Source organism: Streptomyces sp. Ag109_O5-1 (genome assembly GCF_003814875.1).
GTDB lineage: Bacteria > Actinomycetota > Actinomycetes > Streptomycetales > Streptomycetaceae > Streptomyces > Streptomyces sasae.
On record NZ_RKQF01000001.1, the window covers coordinates 7,609,421 to 7,628,522 of the forward strand.

A 19,102-nucleotide genomic window follows, 5' to 3' on the forward strand; every position below is an offset into this window, starting at 1 on the left:
GTTCATGAAGGCTCAGCTCGCGGCGAGGTCCTTGTGAATGACCTTCGCGACGGCCTGGATCGTGTTGATGCCGTACTGCATCGTGCTGTTGTCCTGCGTCAGCACGGTCATCTGGTAGTCGTGCCCGCCGCCGCTGAAGGTGCCGAGGCTGTGCACCCGCCAGCCGTGCGTGGAGCGCTGCAGCCAGCCGTTCTTGACGTGCACGGAGACGCCGGACGGGACGCCGTACGGAGTGCCCCACCGCTGGGACGAGATGACCTGCCCCATCAGCTTGAGGATGTAGGCCCGCGAATTGTCGCTCAGCACGGTGTTCTTGGCGGTGACGAGCGCGAGCAGCTTCTGCTCGTCGTGCACGTCGATCTGGGTCAGCCCCCAGTAGTTGTTCGCGCCCGGGGTCGTCTGGGTCATCCCGGCGGCGGCCAGGAAGCCCTTGATCTTCGTCAGGCCGAGCTGCTTCCACAGTTTCGAGGTCGCGTCGGTGTCCGACTTGGTGATCATGGCCTTGGCGAGCGACTGCTCGGTGGTCGTGAGGTAGCGGTTGTGCTTCTTCGCGTCCCACAGCAGCGTGGCGAGGACGGTCACCTTGACCGTGCTGGCCGAGTCGTAGTGCGTGGTGGAGCGGAGCGTGCAGGTCGTCTTCGTCGACCGGTCGTACAGTCCGACGGCGACGGTTCCCTTGCGGTTCGCCAGGGCCGCCGTGATGTCCGTCTTCAACTTCGCGGCGAGGCCTGCCTTCGCGGACGTACAGCTGACGGTCGGTGTGGCGGCGGAGGCGGGCGCGGCGGCCACGCCCGCGGCGAGCGCGGCCCCGCCGACGACCGCTGCCAGCGCTCTGGCGCGTCTGGGTATCCGGTGAGTCATGCCGGGAATGACTCACCAGTTCGCCTGAAAGGTTGTACGAGCGTTGGTGATTTTGACGAGTCATTTGCCTGCCGTCACCGGGAACACCCGTGGGCCCGCCCCTCGTTACCGCGGGTATGACGACGAACCTGCCACGGCCCGAGGTGCTGCGCTACACAGCTTTCTCCGGTGTCCCCGAAGGCGGCAACCCCGCCGGTGTCGTTCTGGACGCGACCGGTCTGGACGACGACGACATGCTGGCCATCGCCGCCGACCTCGGATACTCGGAGTCCGCGTTCCTCACCGCGCCGCCGGAGGGCCTCGGCGGCACGGACGGACGGGCGTACACCATCCGTTACTTCAGCCCGAAGGCCGAGGTGCCGTTCTGCGGGCACGCCACCGTGGCGACGGCCGTCGCGCTCGCCGAGCGGATCGGCCCCGGGGAGCTGGTGTTCGCGACGCGCGCGGGCACCGTGCCGGTGGTGGTGGCCGAGGAGGGCGGGACGGTCACGGCCACGCTCACCAGTGTCGAGCCGCACATCGAGGAGATCGCCGACGCGGACCTCGCTCAGGCGCTGGCCGCGCTCGGCTGGCCGGCCGACGACCTCGACGCGGCCTTCCCGCCCCGTATCGCGTTCGCCGGCGCCCGCCACCTCGTGCTCGCGGCGGCGACCCGCGCCCGACTCGCCGACCTCGCCTACGACTTCGCGCGCCTCGAAGCCCTGATGCACCGACTGGACCTCACCACGGTCCAGTTGGTGTGGCGGGAGTCCGCCACCGTCTTCCACGTCCGTGACCCGTTCCCCGTCGGCGGGGTCGTCGAGGACCCGGCGACCGGCGCGGCGGCCGCGGCGTTCGGCGCGTACGCCCGTGAGCTGGGTCTGGTCCCCGAGGCCGCCGTCCTCACCCTCCACCAGGGCGAGGACCTGGGCCGCCCCGGCGAACTCACGGTGACCCTGCACCAGGGCGACCCCCGCGTTCGGGTGGCCGGCACGGGGGCCCGTATCGGCTGAGCGCTCCGCCGGATGTGCCGTGCGGCGCCGTCGCTCGTCTTTGCGGCGCCGCCTGGCTGGTCGCGCGGTTTCTCCCCCAGCCTTCGGCCGGGGTACCCCCAGCGCCCCTTCAGAGCGCGGCTGACCGACCGGCCCTAGAGATCGAGGACGACCTCGGTGGTGGGTGTGCTGCAGCAGACCAGGACGCTGCCGGGCCCGGGGAGCTCGAGGGGCGGGGTGGTGTAGGCGATGTCGCCGGTCACGAGGGGGGTGACGCAGGTGTGGCAGACGCCGGTGCGGCAGGACCAGCGGGTGGGGATGTCGCAGGCTTCGGCGAGTTCGAGGAGTGAGGCACGGGCGGGCGACCACGGGGTGGTGATGCCGCTGCGAGCGAAGGTGATGAGGGGGCCGGTGCCCGGGGGACCGGACGGCTGGTGCGGCCTGACCGCGGCGGTGGGGGTGACACCGGGGTTGACGGCGGCGAGCGCGCTGAACCGCTCCGTGTGGATCCGCTCGGGACGCAGACCGTGACCTCGAACTCGGCCTCGCCGACGCGGTACCGGTCGCCGATGCACACCTCGTCGTCGGGCAGGCCGTCGACGGTGAAGTTCTCCCCGAAGATCCCGAAGGTCAGGTCGTCGCGCCCGAGCTGCTTCCGCCAGTACTCGTAGGACTGCGCCTGGTAGACGAGAACGGCCCGGATCTCGCCGCCGTGTCCGGCAAGATCGCCCTGGCCGTCTCCCTCGACGTTCAGCCGCCGCACCATACGACGGCCGGACACCGGGGACTTCCACGCTCCGGTGCGGACGGTCCTCCCCTGCCAGGGGACGTCCTTGGGCATCCCCACATTGACGGAAAGCAGCGTCGACATGGCGACCTCCTGGGGGCGGCCGGTGCCGTCACAGCCCCCTTGCGATGAATTCTGCTGCCTCGGCCGACCCACCGCGAACCGTCAGCCCAGGAAGTCCGTCAGCCGGTCGTTCAGCTGCTCCGGCGCGGTGAGGGGCAGGGAGTGATGGGTGGCTCGGGGGAGCAGGGTCAACTCGCCCTGCGGAAGTGTCCGGCGGACCCTGTCGGCGACCTTGTCGGCGTGGTGGGCGCGGCTGTGCTCCGCGAGCAGGACCAGGACCGGCATGCGGAGCTCGGCGGCCCGGGGACGGCCGCCGGCGACGATCTTGCGGCCGGGAGCGGCGCTGGCCAGCGCGTAGAGGCGTTGCCAGGTCTCGTCCGGGTGGCTGCCCGCCGTCTCCCAGGCCAGGAAGGCGCGGGCGCGGGCCTCGCTCGGGCGGATCAGGCTGGGCAGCGCGCGCATCAGGTAGCCGGGGCGGAACCCGGCGAAGACCTGGGTGGGGTCGACAAGCGCGAGGCGTTCGACCCGCTGGGGAGCGTGCAGCGCGTACCGGACGGCCAGCCAGGCGCCGTACGAGTGGCCGCACAGGTGGGTACGGGCGAGTCCGAGCCCGTCCAGCAGCGCATCCAGCCAGGCCATGAGATCGTCGGCGCTCTTCAGCGGGGTGCCCCTGCGCTCGGTACGGCCGGCGTCGCCCAGCAGGTCGACCGCATGGACCCGGTGTCGCGCGCCGAGGGCGGGTGCGTTGGCGAACCAGACCAGGCCGGTGGCGGAGCCGCCGGGCAGCAGTACCAGCGGACGGCCGTCCGCCGGGCCGTAGACATGGACCCGGGTGGGTCCGTACGGCGTGGCGACGTCCCGCTCCTCGGTGGACTCGGGCCAACGGGCACGCAGCTCGTCGTAGGCGCGGTCGAAGGCGGACAAGGACACGGGCATTCCTCTCGCCGAGCGATAATCTCGTTGAGCGAGATATTAGGCGAGGAGCCTAAGGATCCGAGAGGTTCCGAGGGATCCGAGGGGTCCGAGGAGGGTGCATGGACGAGCAGAGCCCGGCGATGCGGCTGGTTCACCTGCTGCGCGCGGTCACCGTGGAGTTCGACCTGCTCGGCGCCGAGTTCGCCGCGCGTCACGGGCTGCATCCCACGGATGTGCGGGCGCTGATCCACCTGCTGGACGCGGCGCGGGCCGGTACCCGTGCCACGCCCGGGTGGCTCGGCGGGCAGCTGCGCCTGAACTCGGCCGGGACCACCGCCCTCGTGGACCGGCTGGAGCGGCTCGGACTGGTCCGGCGCAGCAGGGACACGGCCGACCGGCGCCGCGTGCTCCTGGAGGTGGAGGAGAAGGCCACGGAACTCGGCTGGGCCTTCTTCGGGCCGGTGATCGGCGAGGTGGTGGCGGCCGCGGAGGGTTTCGAGGCGGGCGAGCTGGAGACGGTACGCCGCTTTCTGGCCGCGGTACTGGAGTCCGCCGGGCGGGCGCGTTCGGTCTGACCCGGCCCGTCACATGGGGAGCGAGAACAGCCGTACCGGCCCCGAGGGCCACCGGGCGTCGTCGCGCAGGGGCGTCACCATGGTCCGTAGCGGCATGGTCACCAGACGGCCCTCGGGCTGCTCGACAAGCACATCCGTGTCCAGCGGGTGCCATCCGAGGCGCCGGTAGAGCGGCACGAGGGGAGGGCGGCAGAACAGGAGCGCGTGCCGGGGACCCATCGTGCGGGCGTGCTCCAGCGCGGCCGTCACGACGAGCCGCGCCAGCCCCTGCCCCTGCACGCTGGGTGCGACGGCCACCCCGCCGACACCCACCACCTCCGTCTCGGCGCCGCCGATCGCGATCGGCAGCCGCAGCAGGCCGGTGTGTGCCACGAGCCGGCCGCCGTGTCTGACACCGAAATGTTCGTCCTTCGGCAGCCAGGTCAGACCGGCCGAGTCCACACCGAAGGGATCGTCACCGGTGCCGAGAATCTCCTCCTGGTCCGCCTTCGTGTACCGGGGGAGTCGCACCACGGTCGGAGCCGCAAAGGTTCGGTCTTCAGACATTCCCTCATGATGATCTCCTGCAGGGTGTCGGCCAAGCGATTACCGGCGGGCGGCTGCCGGGCCATGGGAGGGGCGGCCACGCGGATCTCCGGGCGCACCCCTCCGACACCACCGGGCGCCGCGAGCTGCTCTGCTCTCGGCAGAGGCCGCTGTGCCTCCTGCGGCCTCTGCGGCACGATCGTCGTATGCAGCCGGTCTTCGTACTCGTGCACAGTCCGTCCGTGGGTCCCTCGACCTGGCACCCCGTGGCCGAGCACCTGACGGCGGCGGGACACCGGGTCCGGGTGCCGTCGCTCCTGCACATCGGCGACGGCGCCCCGCCCTTCTGGCCCCGTGTGGTGGACGCCGTCCGTGACGAGCTGCGGCAGGTGCCGGCGGGCAGTCCGGTCACGCTGGTGGGACACAGCAACGCGGGCTTGTTCCTCCCGGTGATCCGTGCGGGCCTCGACCACCCGGTGACCGGTTCGGTCTTCGTCGACGCCGCACTGCCGGCCCGGCGCGGACCGACCCCGGTCGCCGCCCCCGAGCTGCTGGAGTTCCTCCGCCCCATGGCCGCGAACGGCAGGCTGCCACGGTGGACCGACTGGTGGGACGAGGCGGACGTTGCCCCGATGTTCCCCGGTCCGGTGCTGCGGCGGACCGTCGTCGAGGAGCAGCCCACCCTGCCGCTGTCCTACTACGAGCAGCGGATCCCGGTCCCCGACGGCTGGGACGGCCATCCCTGTTCCTACCTGCTGTTCGGGCCGCCGTACGACGGCCTCGCCGCCGAGGCGCGGGCGCGCGGCTGGCGGGTGGCCCATCTGCCGGGCGAGCACCTGCACCAGATCGTCGACCCGGCCGGCACCGCCCGGCACCTCGTCGAACTGGCCGACCCGACCTGATCCATCGCCGCCCCGGGGCCTACGCCCAAGGACCGACCCCCTCCGCCTTCCGCCCGAGTTTTGTTGCGGAGGGATGAAATCCGGTTCCGTTCGTGTTGTGACCATGCGGAAGACCAGGGCGAACGGAGGGCTACCGCGTGGCAGCGCAACAGGGGGAGCAGCAGGGCTGGGCGCGCAGGCTGGCGGGGTATGCCTGGCGGCACCCCAGGGACGTCGTGCTGGCGCTCGGCTCTTCGCTGGCCGGCATGGCCGTACTGGCCGTCGTACCCCTCATCACCAAGGTGATCATCGACGATGTGATCGGTGACCACAGCCGGTCCATGGGACCGTGGGCCGGGGCCCTGATCGCGGCCGCCGTCCTCGTCTACGCCGCCACCTACGTCCGCCGCTACTACGGCGGCCGGCTCGCCCTCGACGTCCAGCAGGACCTGCGGACGGAGATGTACGACACCATCACCCGGCTCGACGGACGGCGGCAGGACGAGCTGTCCACGGGCCAGGTGGTCGGCCGGGCCACCAGCGACCTCCAGCTCATCCAGGGGCTCCTTTTCATGCTGCCGATGACCATCGGCAACGTCCTCCTCTTCCTGCTCTCCCTTGCGATCATGGCCTGGCTGTCGCCGCCGCTCACCCTGGTCGCCCTCGCCGTCGCCCCGGCCCTGTACTGGATCGCCAAGCGCAGCCGCAGCAAGCTCCACCCGGCCACCTGGTACGCCCAGGCCCAGGCCGCCGCCGTGGCCGGCGTGGTCGACGGCGCCGTCAGCGGTGTGCGGGTGGTCAAGGGGTTCGGGCAGGAGGAGCAGGAGACCGGGAAGCTGCGGGAGGTCGGGCGGAAGCTGTTCGCCGGGCGCCTGCGGACGATTCGGCTGAACAGCAGGTTCACCCCGGCGCTGCAGGCCGTCCCGGCCCTCGGGCAGGTCGCCATGCTGGCGCTGGGCGGCTGGCTGGCCGTCCGCGGTCACATCACCCTCGGCACCTTCGTCGCCTTCTCCTCCTACCTCGCCCAGCTGGTCGGCCCGGTCCGGATGCTCGCCGTGGTCCTCACCGTCGGCCAGCAGGCCCGCGCCGGCACGGAACGCGTCCTGGAGCTGATCGACACCCGCCCGACCATGCAGGAGGGCACCAAGGTCCTGCCCGCCGACGCACCCGCGACGGTCGAGTTCGACGACGTGTCCTTCGGGTACGACCATGAGCGTCCGGTCCTCCAAGGGCTGAGCTTCGAGATACGCCCCGGCGAGACCCTCGCCGTCGTCGGCTCCTCCGGCTCCGGCAAGTCCACGGTCTCCCTGCTGCTGCCCCGCTTCTACGACGTCACCCACGGCGCCGTCCTGATCGGCGGCCACGACGTGCGCGAGCTGACCCTCGACTCGCTGCGCGCCGCGATCGGCCTGGTCCCCGAGGACTCGTTCCTCTTCTCGGACACGGTCCGGAACAACATCGCCTACGGCCGCCCGGACGCGACCGAGGACGAGATCCTCGCCGCCGCCCGCGCCGCCCAGGCCGACCGCTTCATCTCCGAGCTGCCCGACGGCTACGACACCACCGTCGGCGAACACGGCCTCACCCTCTCCGGCGGCCAGCGCCAGCGCGTCGCCCTCGCCCGCGCCCTGCTCACCGACCCCCGCCTGCTCGTCCTCGACGACGCCACCTCGGCGGTCGACGCCCGTGTCGAGCACGAGATCCACGAGGCGCTCAAACACGTCATGCGGGGCCGTACGACCCTGCTCATCGCGCACCGCCGCTCCACCCTCAACCTCGCCGACCGCATCGCCGTCCTCGACGGCGGCCGGCTCGCCGACATCGGCACCCACGACGAACTCCAGGAGCGGTCCGCCCTGTACCGGCGGCTGCTCACCGACCCCGACGAGCTCGGCGGGGTCTCCCCGGGACACGCGCTGCCCGCCGTCCCGCCCGAGGACACGTCCGTACGGGACGAGCTGGACGCCGAGTTCGACGCCGAGCGCGGGGTGACCCCGCGGCTGTGGACCGGTGACCGCACCCCCCGGGACCCCGCCCTTTCCGGCACCCCGGCCACCCCGGAACTCCTCGCCCAGGTCGACGCGCTGCCCCCGGCCACCGACACCCCCGACATCGACGAGGCGCGTGCCGTACGGCCCGAGGACTCCTACGGTCTGCGCCGCCTGCTGCGCGGCTTCGGTCTGCCCCTCCTCGCCAGCCTCGGCCTCGTCGCCGTCGACGCCGGTATGGGCCTGCTCCTGCCGATCCTGATCCGGCACGGCATCGACCAGGGCGTCAGCAAGATGGCGCTCGGCGCGGTCTGGGCGGCCTCGCTGCTGGCGCTGGTCGCGGTGTTCGCCCAGTGGGCGGCGCAGATCGGCGAGACCCGGATGACCGGCCGCACCGGCGAGCGGGTCCTCTACTCGCTGCGCCTGAAGATCTTCGCCCAGCTCCAGCGGCTCGGGCTCGACTACTACGAGCGTGAGCTGACCGGCCGGATCATGACGAGGATGACGACCGACGTCGACGCCCTCTCGACCTTCCTGCAGACGGGGCTGGTCACCGCCTTCGTCTCGGTGGTCACCTTCTTCGGCATCATGGTCGTCCTGCTGGTGATCGACGTACAGCTCGCGCTCGTCGTCTTCACCACCCTGCCCCCGCTGATCGTCGCGACCTTCTTCTTCCGCCGGGCCAGCGTGAAGGCGTACGAGCTCGCCCGTGAGCGGGTGTCGGTGGTCAACGCCGACCTCCAGGAGTCGGTGTCGGGGCTCCGGATCGTGCAGGCCTTCCGCCGGGAGCGGGACGGCTCCCGGCGCTTCGCGGAGCGCAGCGAGAGCTACCGCAAGGCTCGTATCCGGGGCCAGTGGCTGATATCGGTCTACTTCCCGTTCGTCCAGCTGCTGTCCTCGGTCGCCGCGGCGAGCGTCCTGATCGCGGGCGCGCACCGGGTCGAGGCGGCCACCCTCACCACCGGCGCCCTGGTCGCGTACCTCCTCTACATCGACCTGTTCTTCGCGCCCGTCCAGCAGCTCTCCCAGGTCTTCGACGGCTACCAGCAGGCGACCGTCTCGCTGGGCCGCATCCAGGAGCTGCTGCGCGAGCCGACGTCGACGCAGGCCGCCGACCAGCCCCGCGAGGTCCCGTCCCTGCGCGGCGAGATCGCCTTCGAGGACGTGCACTTCGCGTACGGCAACGACGAGGAGGCCCTGGGCGGGATCGACCTGGCCATCCCGGCCGGGCAGACGGTCGCCTTCGTCGGCGAGACGGGCGCCGGGAAGTCGACCCTCGTCAAGCTGGTCGCGCGGTTCTACGACCCGACGGGCGGCCGGGTCACGGTCGACGGCACCGACCTGCGCACCCTCGAACTCACCGAGTACCGGCACCGGCTCGGGGTCGTCCCGCAGGAGGCGTACCTCTTCCCGGGGACCGTCCGGGACGCCATCGCCTACGGGCGGCCGGAGGCCACCGACGCCGAGGTGGAGGCGGCGGCCCGCACGGTCGGCGCCCACGAGATGATCGCCACCCTCGACGGCGGCTACCTCCACGAGGTGGCCGAGCGCGGCCGCAACCTCTCGGCGGGCCAGCGCCAGCTGATCGCCCTCGCCCGCGCCGAACTCGTCGACCCCGACGTCCTCCTCCTCGACGAGGCGACGGCGGCCCTGGACCTGGCGACGGAGGCCCAGGTCAACCTGGCCACCGACCGCCTCGCGGGCCGCCGTACGACGCTCGTGGTCGCCCACCGGCTCACCACGGCCGCCCGCGCCGACCGGGTCGTGGTCATGGACCACGGCCGGGTCGTGGAGGACGGCACGCACGACGAGCTGCTGGCCCGCGACGGCCGGTACGCCGAGCTGTGGCGCACCTTCATCGGCCAGGCCCAGGAGCCGGAGGAGCCGGTGGGCGTGGCCGGCTGAGGGGCCCGGCTCAGCGGCCGGCCGTGCGTACGGCGGTGAGGACCAGCGCGGTGCAGCGCATGGTGACGCCGCCCCCCATCGCGTCCACGACCTCGCCGATGCCGGCGAGCAGCGACTCGCGCCTGTCCGGTCTTGCTGACGGTCGTGCAACCATCCGACATACGTTCTGCGTCCGTACATCAGTACGTCCATGGATGGTGCACAACTGCGGTACGGGAGGGGACGACTGTGGACAATGGTGTTGTACGTCGGTGGCTGGCGCTCGGCGCGGCCGCGCTGGCCGCCTCCGGGGCGCTCACCCTCGTGGCACCGGCCGAGGCCCAGGCCGCGACGGCCGGCAGCTGCGCCGGGCGCGAGGTGTGGACGATGCCCTTCGCCACCGGCATCGTGCACGTCTACCGGCAGGGCGGCTACGTCTGTGCGATCACCCTTGCCGGCGGCTCCGACGCCCAGCGCCCCATGTCGGTCAGCGTCCAGGCCCGCGGCAACCGGCCGGTCGTCGACAAGGGCCAGTTCCGCCATCGCGCGGGTCCGGTGACGGTGCACGCCGGGCACCGGTGTGTGTGGGTGAAGGGCTCGGTGGGGCGCAGTTCGGTGAGCTCGGGCTGGATCCTGTGCTGAGGCGCGGATCGGGCCGGGGCTGACTTCGGACGTTCACACCGGGCGGGCGCAGCCCACCGGCCGTTCCCCGCCGAGCTGGACGTACAGGGCCGTCGATACCGGGCAGCCGGCCCGGGAGGTCACCGCCCGTACCACCTTGTACTGCGGTTTCCGCTTCCCCGAGCCGTCGCAGGCGGTCTCGCGGACCTGGCCGCGGCCCGAGCCGTACACACAGTCACCGACGATGGTGCGCGGTCCACCGCCCCCACCGGGGTCGCCGGGGTGCGGCGGCTCCAGGTTGCGCATACAGGCGTAGCCCCGCGGGATCGTTCCGGCGCCGGTTCCGCCACCGGTGCGCTGGGCGCTGATGTGCAGCACGAAGTCGGTGGTGCCCGGGCACAGCGGCCCGTCGGCGATGCTGCCGTCGTACCGGGCCACGACCCGGGCCGCCGCCCGCTCGCTGGTGCAGGGCACCTCGGTGAAGCCGGCGGTCCCGAAGGAGCTGCACTCGTCGACCGCGAGGAACCGCTCGCCGTACCCGGACACCGGTGGATCTGTTGTCGACCGGGCGCTGCCCGCCGGCTCCCCGGACGAGGTCAGCCGGCATCCGGCGAGCAGCAGGGCGGCCGCGAGTGCCAGCGGCACCCTCACAGAACGTCTCGCACGCATGCCAATCCCCCCGGGCCGGCCCCTCAGCCAGCGTGGCCCGCGACCACGGTCCACGCCAGCTGTGCGGGAGGCTTTCCGCCCATTGAGGGCGTTACGCCCGGTCCGTTACGTACGTCTGGTACGTCAGCCCATGGCCGATGGGATACAGCACCTGCGCCGGAACGTCCGCCCGCTGCACCGGCACCGGCAGCTTTCCGCGCGGCGCGACCCGGCCCGCGATCACCCGGGCGGCGGCACGCAGTTCGACGTCGGTCCAGGAGTACGAGGCCAGGAAGGCCTTGACGGCGGGCAGTTGGGCCACGTCGTACGGATTGCGCACGGCCACCGCCACCACCGGCCGCCCGGTGGCGAGGAGTTGCTCCACGAGCCGCTGCTGTCCGCTGCCCGCCGTCACGTTGTACGTGCCGACGACGACCGCGTCCACCCCCCGCGCCGCCGCGACCGCCTTGTCCACGGCCTCGGCGGAAGGTTCCGTACCGGTGGACAACGCGCTCGCGGAGAAGCCGAGTTCGGTGAGGGCGGCGGCGAGCACGCCGGTGGGCGGGCCCGTCGTACCGGACGGGGAGACCGGGTCGGCGCCGACGACCAGCACCTTGCCGTGGGTACGGCGGGAGAGGGGGAGCAGGCCGCCCTCGTTCACCAGCAGGGTCGTCGTCCGCTCGGCGATACGGTCGGCGGCCGCGAGGTGCTGCGCCGTGCCGACCACCCGGCCGACGTCCTTGGCATGGACGTACGGCCGGTCCAGCAGCCCCAGCCGGGACTTCAGCCGCAGGATCCGGAGGATCGATTCGTCCAGCCGGGACTCGGTCAGCTCCCCGCCCTGTACGGCCTTCAGGACGGCGTTCCAGGCGACGTCCGGGGCGGGCGGGTCGAGGAGCTGGTCGACGCCGGCCTTGAGGGCGAGCACGGGCACCCGGTCGTCGCCGTACTTGGTCCGTACGCCCGCCATGCCCAGCGAGTCGGTCACCACGACCCCGTCGTAGCCGAGTTCGCCGCGCAGGATGCCGGTGACGACCGGGTGGGAGAGGGTGGCCGGGTCGCCCGAGTCGTCCAGGGCCGGGAACTGGATGTGCGCGGTCATGACCGAGTCGATACCGGCCTCGACCGCCGCCCGGAACGGCACCGCGTCCAGCTTCTCCCACAGCTCCCGGCTGTGTGTGATGACCGGGAAACCGGTGTGGCTGTCCACGGCGGTGTCGCCGTGCCCCGGGAAGTGCTTGGCGGTCGCCGCGACCCCCGCGGCCCGGTACCCCGCCACCTCGGCGGCCACCAGCGCGCCGACCGCCTCCGGATCGGCGCCGAACGACCGCACGCCGATGATCGGGTTGGCCGGGTTCACGTTGACGTCGGCGTCGGGGGAGTAGTCCTGCAGGACACCCATCGCCCGCAGTTCCGTGCCGGAGATCCGGCCCACGGTGCGGGCGTCGGCATGCGAGCCGCCCGCCCCGATCGCCATCGCGCCCGGGAAGAGGGCCGCGGGCCTGCCGATCCGGCAGACGGCGCCGTGCTCCTGGTCGGTGGCGATGAGGACGGGCAGACCGCGCGGCTGCTCCAGCGACGCCCTCTGGATCCCGTTGGAGAGATCGGCGATCTGCCGCGGATTGCGGGTGTTGTGCGTCCAGGTGAAGTAGATGATCCCGCCGACCCGGTACTTCGCGATCAGCTCGGCGGCGGTGCGGACGCCGATCTCCTTGAGGTTGGCGTCGATGTCGGCCTGGTCGGGTTCGGTGGCCGAGTGGCCGTAGAACCGCATCACGAACAGCTGGCCGACCTTCTCCTCAAGGCTCATCCGGGAGATGAGGGAGCGGAGCTTCGTGTCGTCGGAGCCGAGGGCGTACGCGCCGGCGCCGACGGCCAGTCCCGCGGTGACGCCCGCGGTCGCGGCCAGAACGGTGCGTCTGGAGGGCATATGCGCTCCTTTTGGTGGGGAACCGCTGAAACGCACGTTAACGGGAAAGGGGCCGCCATCGGCGCATTGGAGGGGGGCACGTCGATGGCGGCGGGCCGGCGGCCGTGGTGCGGCGGAGAGGGTAGGTCAGCGATCGCAGCCAGCAGCGAGGGCCGACACCACACCACGGAGACTCTTCCGACAGCCTGGGCTTTGGACGGGAGGAGGAAGGGGTGGGTTCCCGGCAGGGGGCGGATTTTCGTAATTCGGTGCCGGGGGGATTCAAGAGGCTCCAGGGACAGCGCCCCTTTCAGGGGCGCTGGGGGTACCCCCGGCCGAAGGCTGGGGGAGGAACTGCGCGATCAACCCCCACCGGCCGGCACGCATCGAACCACGCGTTCCACCCTCCGGAACGCCCGGACGCCGCACCCCTTATCCGGCGATCATGGGCGGATGCCCCTCGTCGAGATCCCCGGTTCCAAGTCCGTCACCGCCCGCGCCCTCTTCCTCGCGGCCGCCGCCGACGGAGTCACCACCCTCGTCCGCCCCCTCCGCTCCGACGACACCGAGGGCTTCGCCGAGGGCCTCGCCCGGCTCGGCTACCGCGTCGGCCGCACCCCGGACACCTGGCAGGTGGACGGCCGCCCGCAGGGCCCAGCACTGCCCGAGGCCGAGGTCTACTGCCGGGACGGCGCCACCACCGCCCGCTTCCTGCCCACCCTCGCCGCGGCCGGCCACGGCAGCTACCGCTTCGACGCCTCCGAGCAGATGCGCCGCCGCCCCCTCGCCCCGCTCACCCGCGCCCTGCGCGACCTCGGTGTCGACCTGCGCCACGAGGAGACGGAGGGGCACCACCCGCTGCGCATCGAGGCGGCCGGGGTGGAGGGCGGCGAGGTGACGCTCGACGCCGGGCAGTCCTCGCAGTACCTGACCGCGCTGCTCCTGCTCGGCCCGCTCACCCGCAAGGGCCTGCGGATCCGGGTGACGGACCTGGTCTCGGCGCCGTACGTGGAGATCACGATCGCGATGATGCGGTCGTTCGGGGTGGAGGTGGCACGGGAGGGCGAGGTCTTCGTCGTCCGGGCCGGCGGCTACCGGGCCACGACCTACGCGATCGAGCCCGACGCCTCCACTGCCAGCTACTTCTTCGCCGCGGCGGCGGTGACCGGGCAGGAGGTCACCGTCCCGGGGCTCGGACGCGGCGCGCTCCAGGGCGACCTGGGCTTCGTCGACGTGCTGCGGCGGATGGGCGCGGACGTGGAGATCGCCGAGGACCGTACGACCGTCCGCGGCACCGGCGGACTCCGGGGCCTGACCGTCAACATGCGGGACATCTCCGACACCATGCCCACCCTCGCGGCGATCGCCCCCTTCGCGGACGGTCCGGTCCGGATCGAGGACGTGGCCAACACCCGGGTGAAGGAGTGCGACCGGCTCGACGCCTGCGCGGAGAACCTGCGCCGGCTGGGCGTCGGGGTCAGCACGGGCGACGACTGGATCGAGATCCGGCCCGGCACCCCCGCCCCGGCCGAGATCAAGACCTTCGGCGACCACCGCGTCGTGATGTCCTTCGCGGTGACCGGCCTGCGCACGCCCGGCATCTCCTTCGACGACCCCGGATGCGTGAGGAAGACGTTCCCGGGCTTCCACGAGGCGTTCGGGGAGCTGGCCGCCGGGTGGGGAATTCCGTTCGACGGCGCATGACCGGGTCGGCGAGACTCCGGGCGTGACCTACATCTTGCAAGGGCCGGTGCTGGAGGGCGGGTTGGTGCGCCTGGAGCCGCTGGAGCACCGGCACACGGATGATCTGGCGGTGGCGGCGGAGGAGAACCGCGGGACCTACGACTTCACCTGGGTCCCCCGGGCCGGGGAGGTCGGCGGCTACATCGACGCCCAGCTCGCCCGCGCGGCGACCGGACGGCTCGCGCCGTACGCGCAGGTGTCCCTGGCGACCGGGCGGGCCGTCGGCGCGACGGCGTTCTGGGATCCCCGGTGCTGGCTCGGTGAGGACCGGCTGGACGCGGTGGAGATCGGGTTCACCTGGCTGGCCCGCTCCGCGCAGGGCACCGGGGTGAACGCCGAGGCCAAGTACCTGCTCTTCCGGCACGCCTTCGAGGTCTGGGGTGTCTCCCGCGTCGACCTCAAGACCGACGCCCGCAACGAGCGCTCCCGTGCCGCCATCGCCGCCGCCGGCGCCCGCTTCGAGGGCGTGCTGCGCAACTGGTCCCGCTCCTGGGCGCCGGGCGAGGACGGCCGGCTGCGGGACTCCGCGATCTTCTCGGTCACGGCGGCGGAGTGGCCCGGGTGCCGGGAACGGCTGGCGGAGCGGATCGCGGGGTACGACGCCGTACGGCCACGGCCTGTGTGAGGCCCGTCCTCACGCCGACTCGTTGAGCAGCCGGGCCAGATGCTCCCGGCCCGCCGCCAGCAGGTCCGGCAGCGGGGCCGCTGCCTCGTACCAGCGTTTCTCGTACTCCCAGCACAGCCAGCCGTCCCAGCCGTGCCGGGACAGCACCTCCACGCACTCGGAGAGCGGCAGGATCCCGGCGCCGAGCGGCAGCGGGGTGGTGTCCTCGGCCGAGGCGATGTCCTTGACCTGGACATAGCCGAGGTACGGCGCGAGGGCCGCGTAGCTCTCGGCGGGCTGCTCGCCGCCCAGCCAGGTGTGCATCACGTCCCAGAGCGAGCCGACCTGCCGGTGGCCGACCGGGCCCAGCACCCGGATCGCGTCGGCGCCGGTGCGGTGCGAGTCATGGGTCTCCAGCAGGACCCGGACACCGAGTGCGGAGGCGTCCTCGGCGACCGTGCCCAGCCGCCCGGCGGCGATCGCGTCGGACTCGGCCGCGGGCAGCGCGGGGTCGGCGCCGGGGAAGACCCGGACGAAGGACGCGCCCAGGTCGTGGGCCAGCTGGAGGAGCCCGCGCATCTCGTCGAGGACCGGGCCGTCCGCGCCGGGCGCCGCGACGCGCGCGTACCCGGCGACGCCCAGGACCTCGACCCCGCAGGACTTGAACTCGGCAGCGACATCGGCCCGTTGGGCCGGGCCGAGGCCGGGATGCACAGGTTCCTCCGGGTGGGCGCGCAGCTCTACGCCGTGGTAGCCGTGGGCCGTGGCGAGCGCAAGCACGTCCGTCACCGGCAGACCGGGAACTCCGAGGGTGGAGAAGGCGAACCTCATACCCACCAACCTACTTCTCAGCCGCCGGTCCCGTGCAGGTCCAGCCGCCAGTCCTGGCCGACCAGGTCGTTGCCGAAGGAGCGGTGCGGTTTCTCGGCGGTGAGGACGAAGCCGTGCCGCTGGTAGATGCGGCGGGCGGCGGACAGGATGTCGTTGGTCCACAGGACCAGGTCGCGGTAGCCGACCCCGCGCGCGAACTCGATCACGGCGCCGACCAGCCGGTCGCCGATGCCGAGCCCCCGGGCCTCCGGTTCGACGAGCAGCAGCCGCAGCCGTGCGGTGCCGGGGGCGTCGTCCCGTACGCACATCACGCAGCCCATGGGCCGCCCGGCCCACTCGGCGATCCAGACCCGCTCCAGGTGCGGGTCGTGGTCCTCGGCGAAGTCGGCGACGATCCGGGCCACCAGCCCCTCGTAGTCGGCGTTGAAGCCGTACTCGGCCGCGTACAGCGCGGCGTTGCGCTGCACGATCCAGCCGAGGTCGCCGGGGTGCGGCTCGCGCAGGACGACCTCGCCGGCGCCCTCGGGGGTGTGCCCGTCGCCGAGGATCGTACGGATGGTGCGCATGGCCTCGGCGAGGCGTGGCCGCTCGCCGGGGTCGACGGCGCCCAGCAGCGAGCCGACCGAGTCCCGGGCCCGCTCGTCGAGCAGCTCGGCGGCGGCCCGGCCGCCCGCGGTGAGGGACACGCGCCGGCGCCGGGGGTCCTTCTCCGAGGGGGAGCGCTCGACCAGCCCGGCCTCCTCGAACTTGTTGAGGATCCGGCTCAAGTACCCGGCGTCGAGTGCGAGATCCGACCGCAGGTCGGCCGCGTCGGTATCGGTGGAGTGCGCGAGCTCGTACAGCACGCGGGCCTCGGTGAGGGTGTACGGGGCGTAGAGGTGGCGGCCGTAGTCGAGGGCGCCGATGAGGTTGGTGTAGAAGCGGTTGAAGGCGCGGATGTCCTGGACGGTCATGGCTGGGCCTCGATGGTTGACTGAGTCAGAGATACCGTCCTCCGAGGCTATCCCGGCACCCTGTCCGGCTGGAAGGTGTCGGCCCGAACAGCGGCTCTGCAGGCTTTACTTGTTCTTTTTGCCTAGGCCTGGTCCTGCTTTTGACTTCGTCGCATCCGAGTCGTAGGTTTATACACGAACGTCACTTATGTCCGTTTCAACTTCGGGCGTTGACGTGGTCCGCCGGAGAGCCCGGGGCGGTGCGGAAACCGACATCGCGGGCGGCGGACGCGCTCAGAGCTGCGCGCAGGCTCTGGAGTGCACGCAAGGCGGCCCCTGACGGGTCGTCGGTAACACAACTACACCCTCTGAGAGGGGCGAATCATGCGCGCGCACAGCACTCGGATCAGGAGAGTCGCCATCGCTGCCATTTCGGCACCGATCCTGGCGCTCGCGGCCGGAGCCGGCGTTGCCAGCGCGGCCACCCACTCCGCACCGGACCACGTTGTCACCTACCAGGAGCACGGCGGAGGCGGCGGTGGTGGCGGAGGTCACGGCGGCGGTGGCGGTCACGGTGGTGGCGGCTACGGCGGCGGAGGCCACGGTGGCGGAGGTTACGGCGGAGGCCACGGCGGCGGAGGTTACGGCGGCGGCCACGGCGGCCACGGCGGCTACGGCGGTGGCGGCTACGGCGGCGGCTGGTGGGGCGGCGACGATGACTACGGCTATGGCGGCTACGGCGGTCACGGCGGTGGCGGTCACGGTGGCGGTGGCTACGGCGGTGGCGGCTATGGCGGCGGTGGCTACGGCGGCGGCGGTCACGGTGGTGGCGGCTACGGCGGCGGTGGCCACGGCGGCGGTGGCTACGGCGGCGGCGGTGGCGGCGGCCACGGCGGCGGTGGCGGCGGTCGCTGATCAGACCCTTGTGACCGACACTGCCTGACGGCAGATCAAAGGATGGATCCGGGTGCCCGAGCCGCGGGCACCCGGATCTGTGCGCGCAGAACCCGCACGGGCCCCGGCCCCGTGGCCGTGGAGGCGGTGACCGGGTGAGGACCGTCCGCGGGGGCGGAGGCCCGGGGCGGGCCCTGCCCGGCGGCCGCCGGCCGGCAGCGTCCGCTGCCGGCCGGTCCGCGTCTTCGGGACGGCGAGGATGTTCGGGGGCACCTGAGCCGCGTCCCTCGACCTCCTCACCGCGGTGCCCGGACCGCGGCGTACCCGCACATCAGGCTCGCGGCACGCCCGAGGAGCCCCGCACCATCAGCTCCCCCCGGACCGTGGCGATCCCGCCCGGCGGCGGCTCCTCGCGGCCCATGGCGATACGGCCGGCCCGCGCCCCCGCCTCCGCCAGCGGCAGCCGTACCGTCGTCAGCGAAGGCACCGCGTCGATGCTGAACGGCAGGTCGTCGAAGCCGGCCACCGACACGTCCGCCGGGATCCGCAGCCCCGACTCCCGCAGCGCCGCGCACGCACCCAGCGCGACGGAGTCGTTCGCCGCCACCACCGCCGTAAGCGTCGGGTCCCGGCGCAGCAGCTCCAGCGTCGCCTCGTACCCGGCCCGCCGGTCGTACCGCCCGTGCACGGTCCAGCGCGGGTCCTCCTCGATCCCGGCCGCGGCCAGCGCCGCCCGGTGCCCTTCGAGGCGGTGCCGGGTGGTCGTCCGCTCCTCCGGTCCCGCGATGTAGCCGAGCCGCCGGTGCCCGAGCTCGATGAGGTGCTCGGTCAGCTGTTTGCCGCCCCCGCGGTTGTCGAAGGTCAGCGCCACCGCGTCCGTGTCCGGCGCCGGCGGCCGCCCGCACAGCACCACCCGGGTCCCCGCGTCCGCCAGCTTCCGCAGCTTCGCCGCCACCGCCGCCGCGTGCGGCACGTTCTCCACGGCCCCGCCGGTCAGGATCACCGCCGCCGCCCGCTGCCGCTGCAGCAGGGTCAGATAGGTCAGTTCGCGCTCCGGTGACCCCCCGGTGTTGCAGGTCACAGCCAGTCGCTCGCCGCCCGCGCGCCCGCCCGGACCGCCGATCTCGCCCTGGATCGCGCTCGCCATGATCCCGAAGAACGGGTCCGCGATGTCGTTGACGAGGATGCCGACCAGGTCGGACGTGGCCGCCGCGAGCGCGCTCGCCGGCCCGTTCAGGACGTAGTCCAGCTCGTCCACCGCCCGCAGCACCCGCTCGCGTGTGGTCGCCGCCACCGGGTAGTTGCCGTTCAGTACGCGCGACACCGTCGCGGGCGAGACCTGGGCGCGGGCCGCCACGTCCGCCAGGGTCACCGTCATCTCGTCGTCCTCCGGTCGCGCATCTCGTCGTACACCGTCGTACACAGCCTGATCAAAGGAAGCCCCCTTGCCGAGCAGACCATAAGGCCAAT

General features: G+C 72.6%; 18 protein-coding genes and 1 pseudogene. 8 read left to right on the forward strand and 11 right to left on the reverse strand.

The features are described 5' to 3' along the window. Positions 1 to 12: 12 nt before the first annotated feature. Positions 13 to 861, reverse strand: coding sequence for a serine hydrolase (locus tag EDD90_RS34535; protein WP_123976797.1), 849 nt, complete (start codon positions 859 to 861; stop codon positions 13 to 15). 116 nt (positions 862 to 977) lie between these two features. On the opposite strand from EDD90_RS34535, the gene EDD90_RS34540 reads away from it, so the two are divergent. Next, positions 978 to 1,853: a PhzF family phenazine biosynthesis isomerase gene (locus tag EDD90_RS34540; protein WP_123976798.1), complete on the forward strand. Its 876-nt coding sequence runs from the start codon at positions 978 to 980 to the stop codon at positions 1,851 to 1,853. 134 nt (positions 1,854 to 1,987) lie between these two features. On the opposite strand, the gene EDD90_RS57755 is transcribed toward EDD90_RS34540, so the two are convergent. The 3 genes and pseudogenes from EDD90_RS57755 to EDD90_RS34550 form a co-directional block, all read right to left on the reverse strand. Next, a complete protein-coding gene (locus EDD90_RS57755) occupies positions 1,988 to 2,407 on the reverse strand; it encodes a 2Fe-2S iron-sulfur cluster-binding protein (protein WP_260328300.1) in 420 nt (139 codons plus the stop codon). A gap of 11 nt (positions 2,408 to 2,418) precedes the next feature. Next, positions 2,419 to 2,703 (reverse strand): annotated as a pseudogene (locus tag EDD90_RS58660) (MOSC domain-containing protein); the annotation flags it as partial. 81 nt (positions 2,704 to 2,784) lie between these two features. Then, positions 2,785 to 3,618, reverse strand: coding sequence for an alpha/beta fold hydrolase (locus EDD90_RS34550; RefSeq protein WP_123976799.1), 834 nt, complete (start codon positions 3,616 to 3,618; stop codon positions 2,785 to 2,787). Positions 3,619 to 3,716: 98 nt separating this feature from the next. Between EDD90_RS34550 and EDD90_RS34555 the strand changes: the two genes are divergently transcribed. Beyond that, complete coding sequence (locus EDD90_RS34555) at positions 3,717 to 4,172, forward strand: MarR family winged helix-turn-helix transcriptional regulator (RefSeq protein ID WP_123976800.1); 456 nt, start codon at positions 3,717 to 3,719, stop codon at positions 4,170 to 4,172. Between the two features lie 9 nt (positions 4,173 to 4,181). On the opposite strand, the gene EDD90_RS34560 is transcribed toward EDD90_RS34555, so the two are convergent. After that, positions 4,182 to 4,718: a GNAT family N-acetyltransferase gene (locus EDD90_RS34560; protein ID WP_123976801.1), complete on the reverse strand. Its 537-nt coding sequence runs from the start codon at positions 4,716 to 4,718 to the stop codon at positions 4,182 to 4,184. A gap of 185 nt (positions 4,719 to 4,903) precedes the next feature. Between EDD90_RS34560 and EDD90_RS34565 the strand changes: the two genes are divergently transcribed. Continuing rightward, on the forward strand, positions 4,904 to 5,599 hold the full coding sequence (locus EDD90_RS34565) for an alpha/beta hydrolase (RefSeq protein WP_123976802.1): 696 nt from the start codon (positions 4,904 to 4,906) through the stop codon (positions 5,597 to 5,599). A gap of 137 nt (positions 5,600 to 5,736) precedes the next feature. After that, positions 5,737 to 9,471 carry an ABC transporter ATP-binding protein gene (locus EDD90_RS34570; RefSeq protein WP_123976803.1) on the forward strand — a complete coding sequence of 1,245 codons (3,735 nt, stop codon included), beginning with the start codon at positions 5,737 to 5,739 and terminating at the stop codon, positions 9,469 to 9,471. A 10-nt stretch (positions 9,472 to 9,481) separates the two neighbouring features. Here EDD90_RS34570 and EDD90_RS55790 read toward each other — a convergent pair whose 3' ends face one another. Continuing rightward, positions 9,482 to 9,625: a hypothetical protein gene (locus EDD90_RS55790; protein ID WP_185149322.1), complete on the reverse strand. Its 144-nt coding sequence runs from the start codon at positions 9,623 to 9,625 to the stop codon at positions 9,482 to 9,484. Between the two features lie 74 nt (positions 9,626 to 9,699). Here EDD90_RS55790 and EDD90_RS34575 point away from each other — a divergent pair, with 74 nt between their 5' ends. Next, positions 9,700 to 10,092, forward strand: a complete 393-nt coding sequence (locus EDD90_RS34575; RefSeq protein WP_123976804.1) for a hypothetical protein — start codon at positions 9,700 to 9,702, stop codon at positions 10,090 to 10,092. 33 nt (positions 10,093 to 10,125) lie between these two features. Here EDD90_RS34575 and EDD90_RS34580 read toward each other — a convergent pair whose 3' ends face one another. Next, complete coding sequence (locus tag EDD90_RS34580; RefSeq protein ID WP_123976805.1) at positions 10,126 to 10,740, reverse strand: hypothetical protein; 615 nt, start codon at positions 10,738 to 10,740, stop codon at positions 10,126 to 10,128. Positions 10,741 to 10,831: 91 nt separating this feature from the next. Next, on the reverse strand, positions 10,832 to 12,649 hold the full coding sequence (locus EDD90_RS34585) for a glycoside hydrolase family 3 protein (RefSeq protein WP_123976806.1): 1,818 nt from the start codon (positions 12,647 to 12,649) through the stop codon (positions 10,832 to 10,834). 432 nt (positions 12,650 to 13,081) lie between these two features. On the opposite strand from EDD90_RS34585, the gene aroA reads away from it, so the two are divergent. Together aroA and EDD90_RS34595 are read left to right on the forward strand one after the other, a co-directional pair. Next, complete coding sequence (gene aroA, locus EDD90_RS34590; protein WP_123976807.1) at positions 13,082 to 14,332, forward strand: 3-phosphoshikimate 1-carboxyvinyltransferase; 1,251 nt, start codon at positions 13,082 to 13,084, stop codon at positions 14,330 to 14,332. A gap of 22 nt (positions 14,333 to 14,354) precedes the next feature. Continuing rightward, entirely contained in the window at positions 14,355 to 14,996 is a 642-nt protein-coding gene (locus EDD90_RS34595) for a GNAT family N-acetyltransferase (protein WP_123976808.1), read from the forward strand. 9 nt (positions 14,997 to 15,005) lie between these two features. Here EDD90_RS34595 and EDD90_RS34600 read toward each other — a convergent pair whose 3' ends face one another. Continuing rightward, on the reverse strand, positions 15,006 to 15,806 hold the full coding sequence (locus tag EDD90_RS34600) for a sugar phosphate isomerase/epimerase (protein ID WP_123976809.1): 801 nt from the start codon (positions 15,804 to 15,806) through the stop codon (positions 15,006 to 15,008). Positions 15,807 to 15,823: 17 nt separating this feature from the next. Beyond that, positions 15,824 to 16,759, reverse strand: a complete 936-nt coding sequence (locus EDD90_RS34605; RefSeq protein WP_123976810.1) for a bifunctional helix-turn-helix transcriptional regulator/GNAT family N-acetyltransferase — start codon at positions 16,757 to 16,759, stop codon at positions 15,824 to 15,826. 363 nt (positions 16,760 to 17,122) lie between these two features. On the opposite strand from EDD90_RS34605, the gene EDD90_RS55795 reads away from it, so the two are divergent. Then, entirely contained in the window at positions 17,123 to 17,653 is a 531-nt protein-coding gene (locus tag EDD90_RS55795; RefSeq protein ID WP_185149323.1) for a hypothetical protein, read from the forward strand. 310 nt (positions 17,654 to 17,963) lie between these two features. Here EDD90_RS55795 and EDD90_RS34615 read toward each other — a convergent pair whose 3' ends face one another. Continuing rightward, positions 17,964 to 19,010, reverse strand: a complete 1,047-nt coding sequence (locus tag EDD90_RS34615; protein WP_123976811.1) for a LacI family DNA-binding transcriptional regulator — start codon at positions 19,008 to 19,010, stop codon at positions 17,964 to 17,966. Positions 19,011 to 19,102 lie beyond the last annotated feature (92 nt).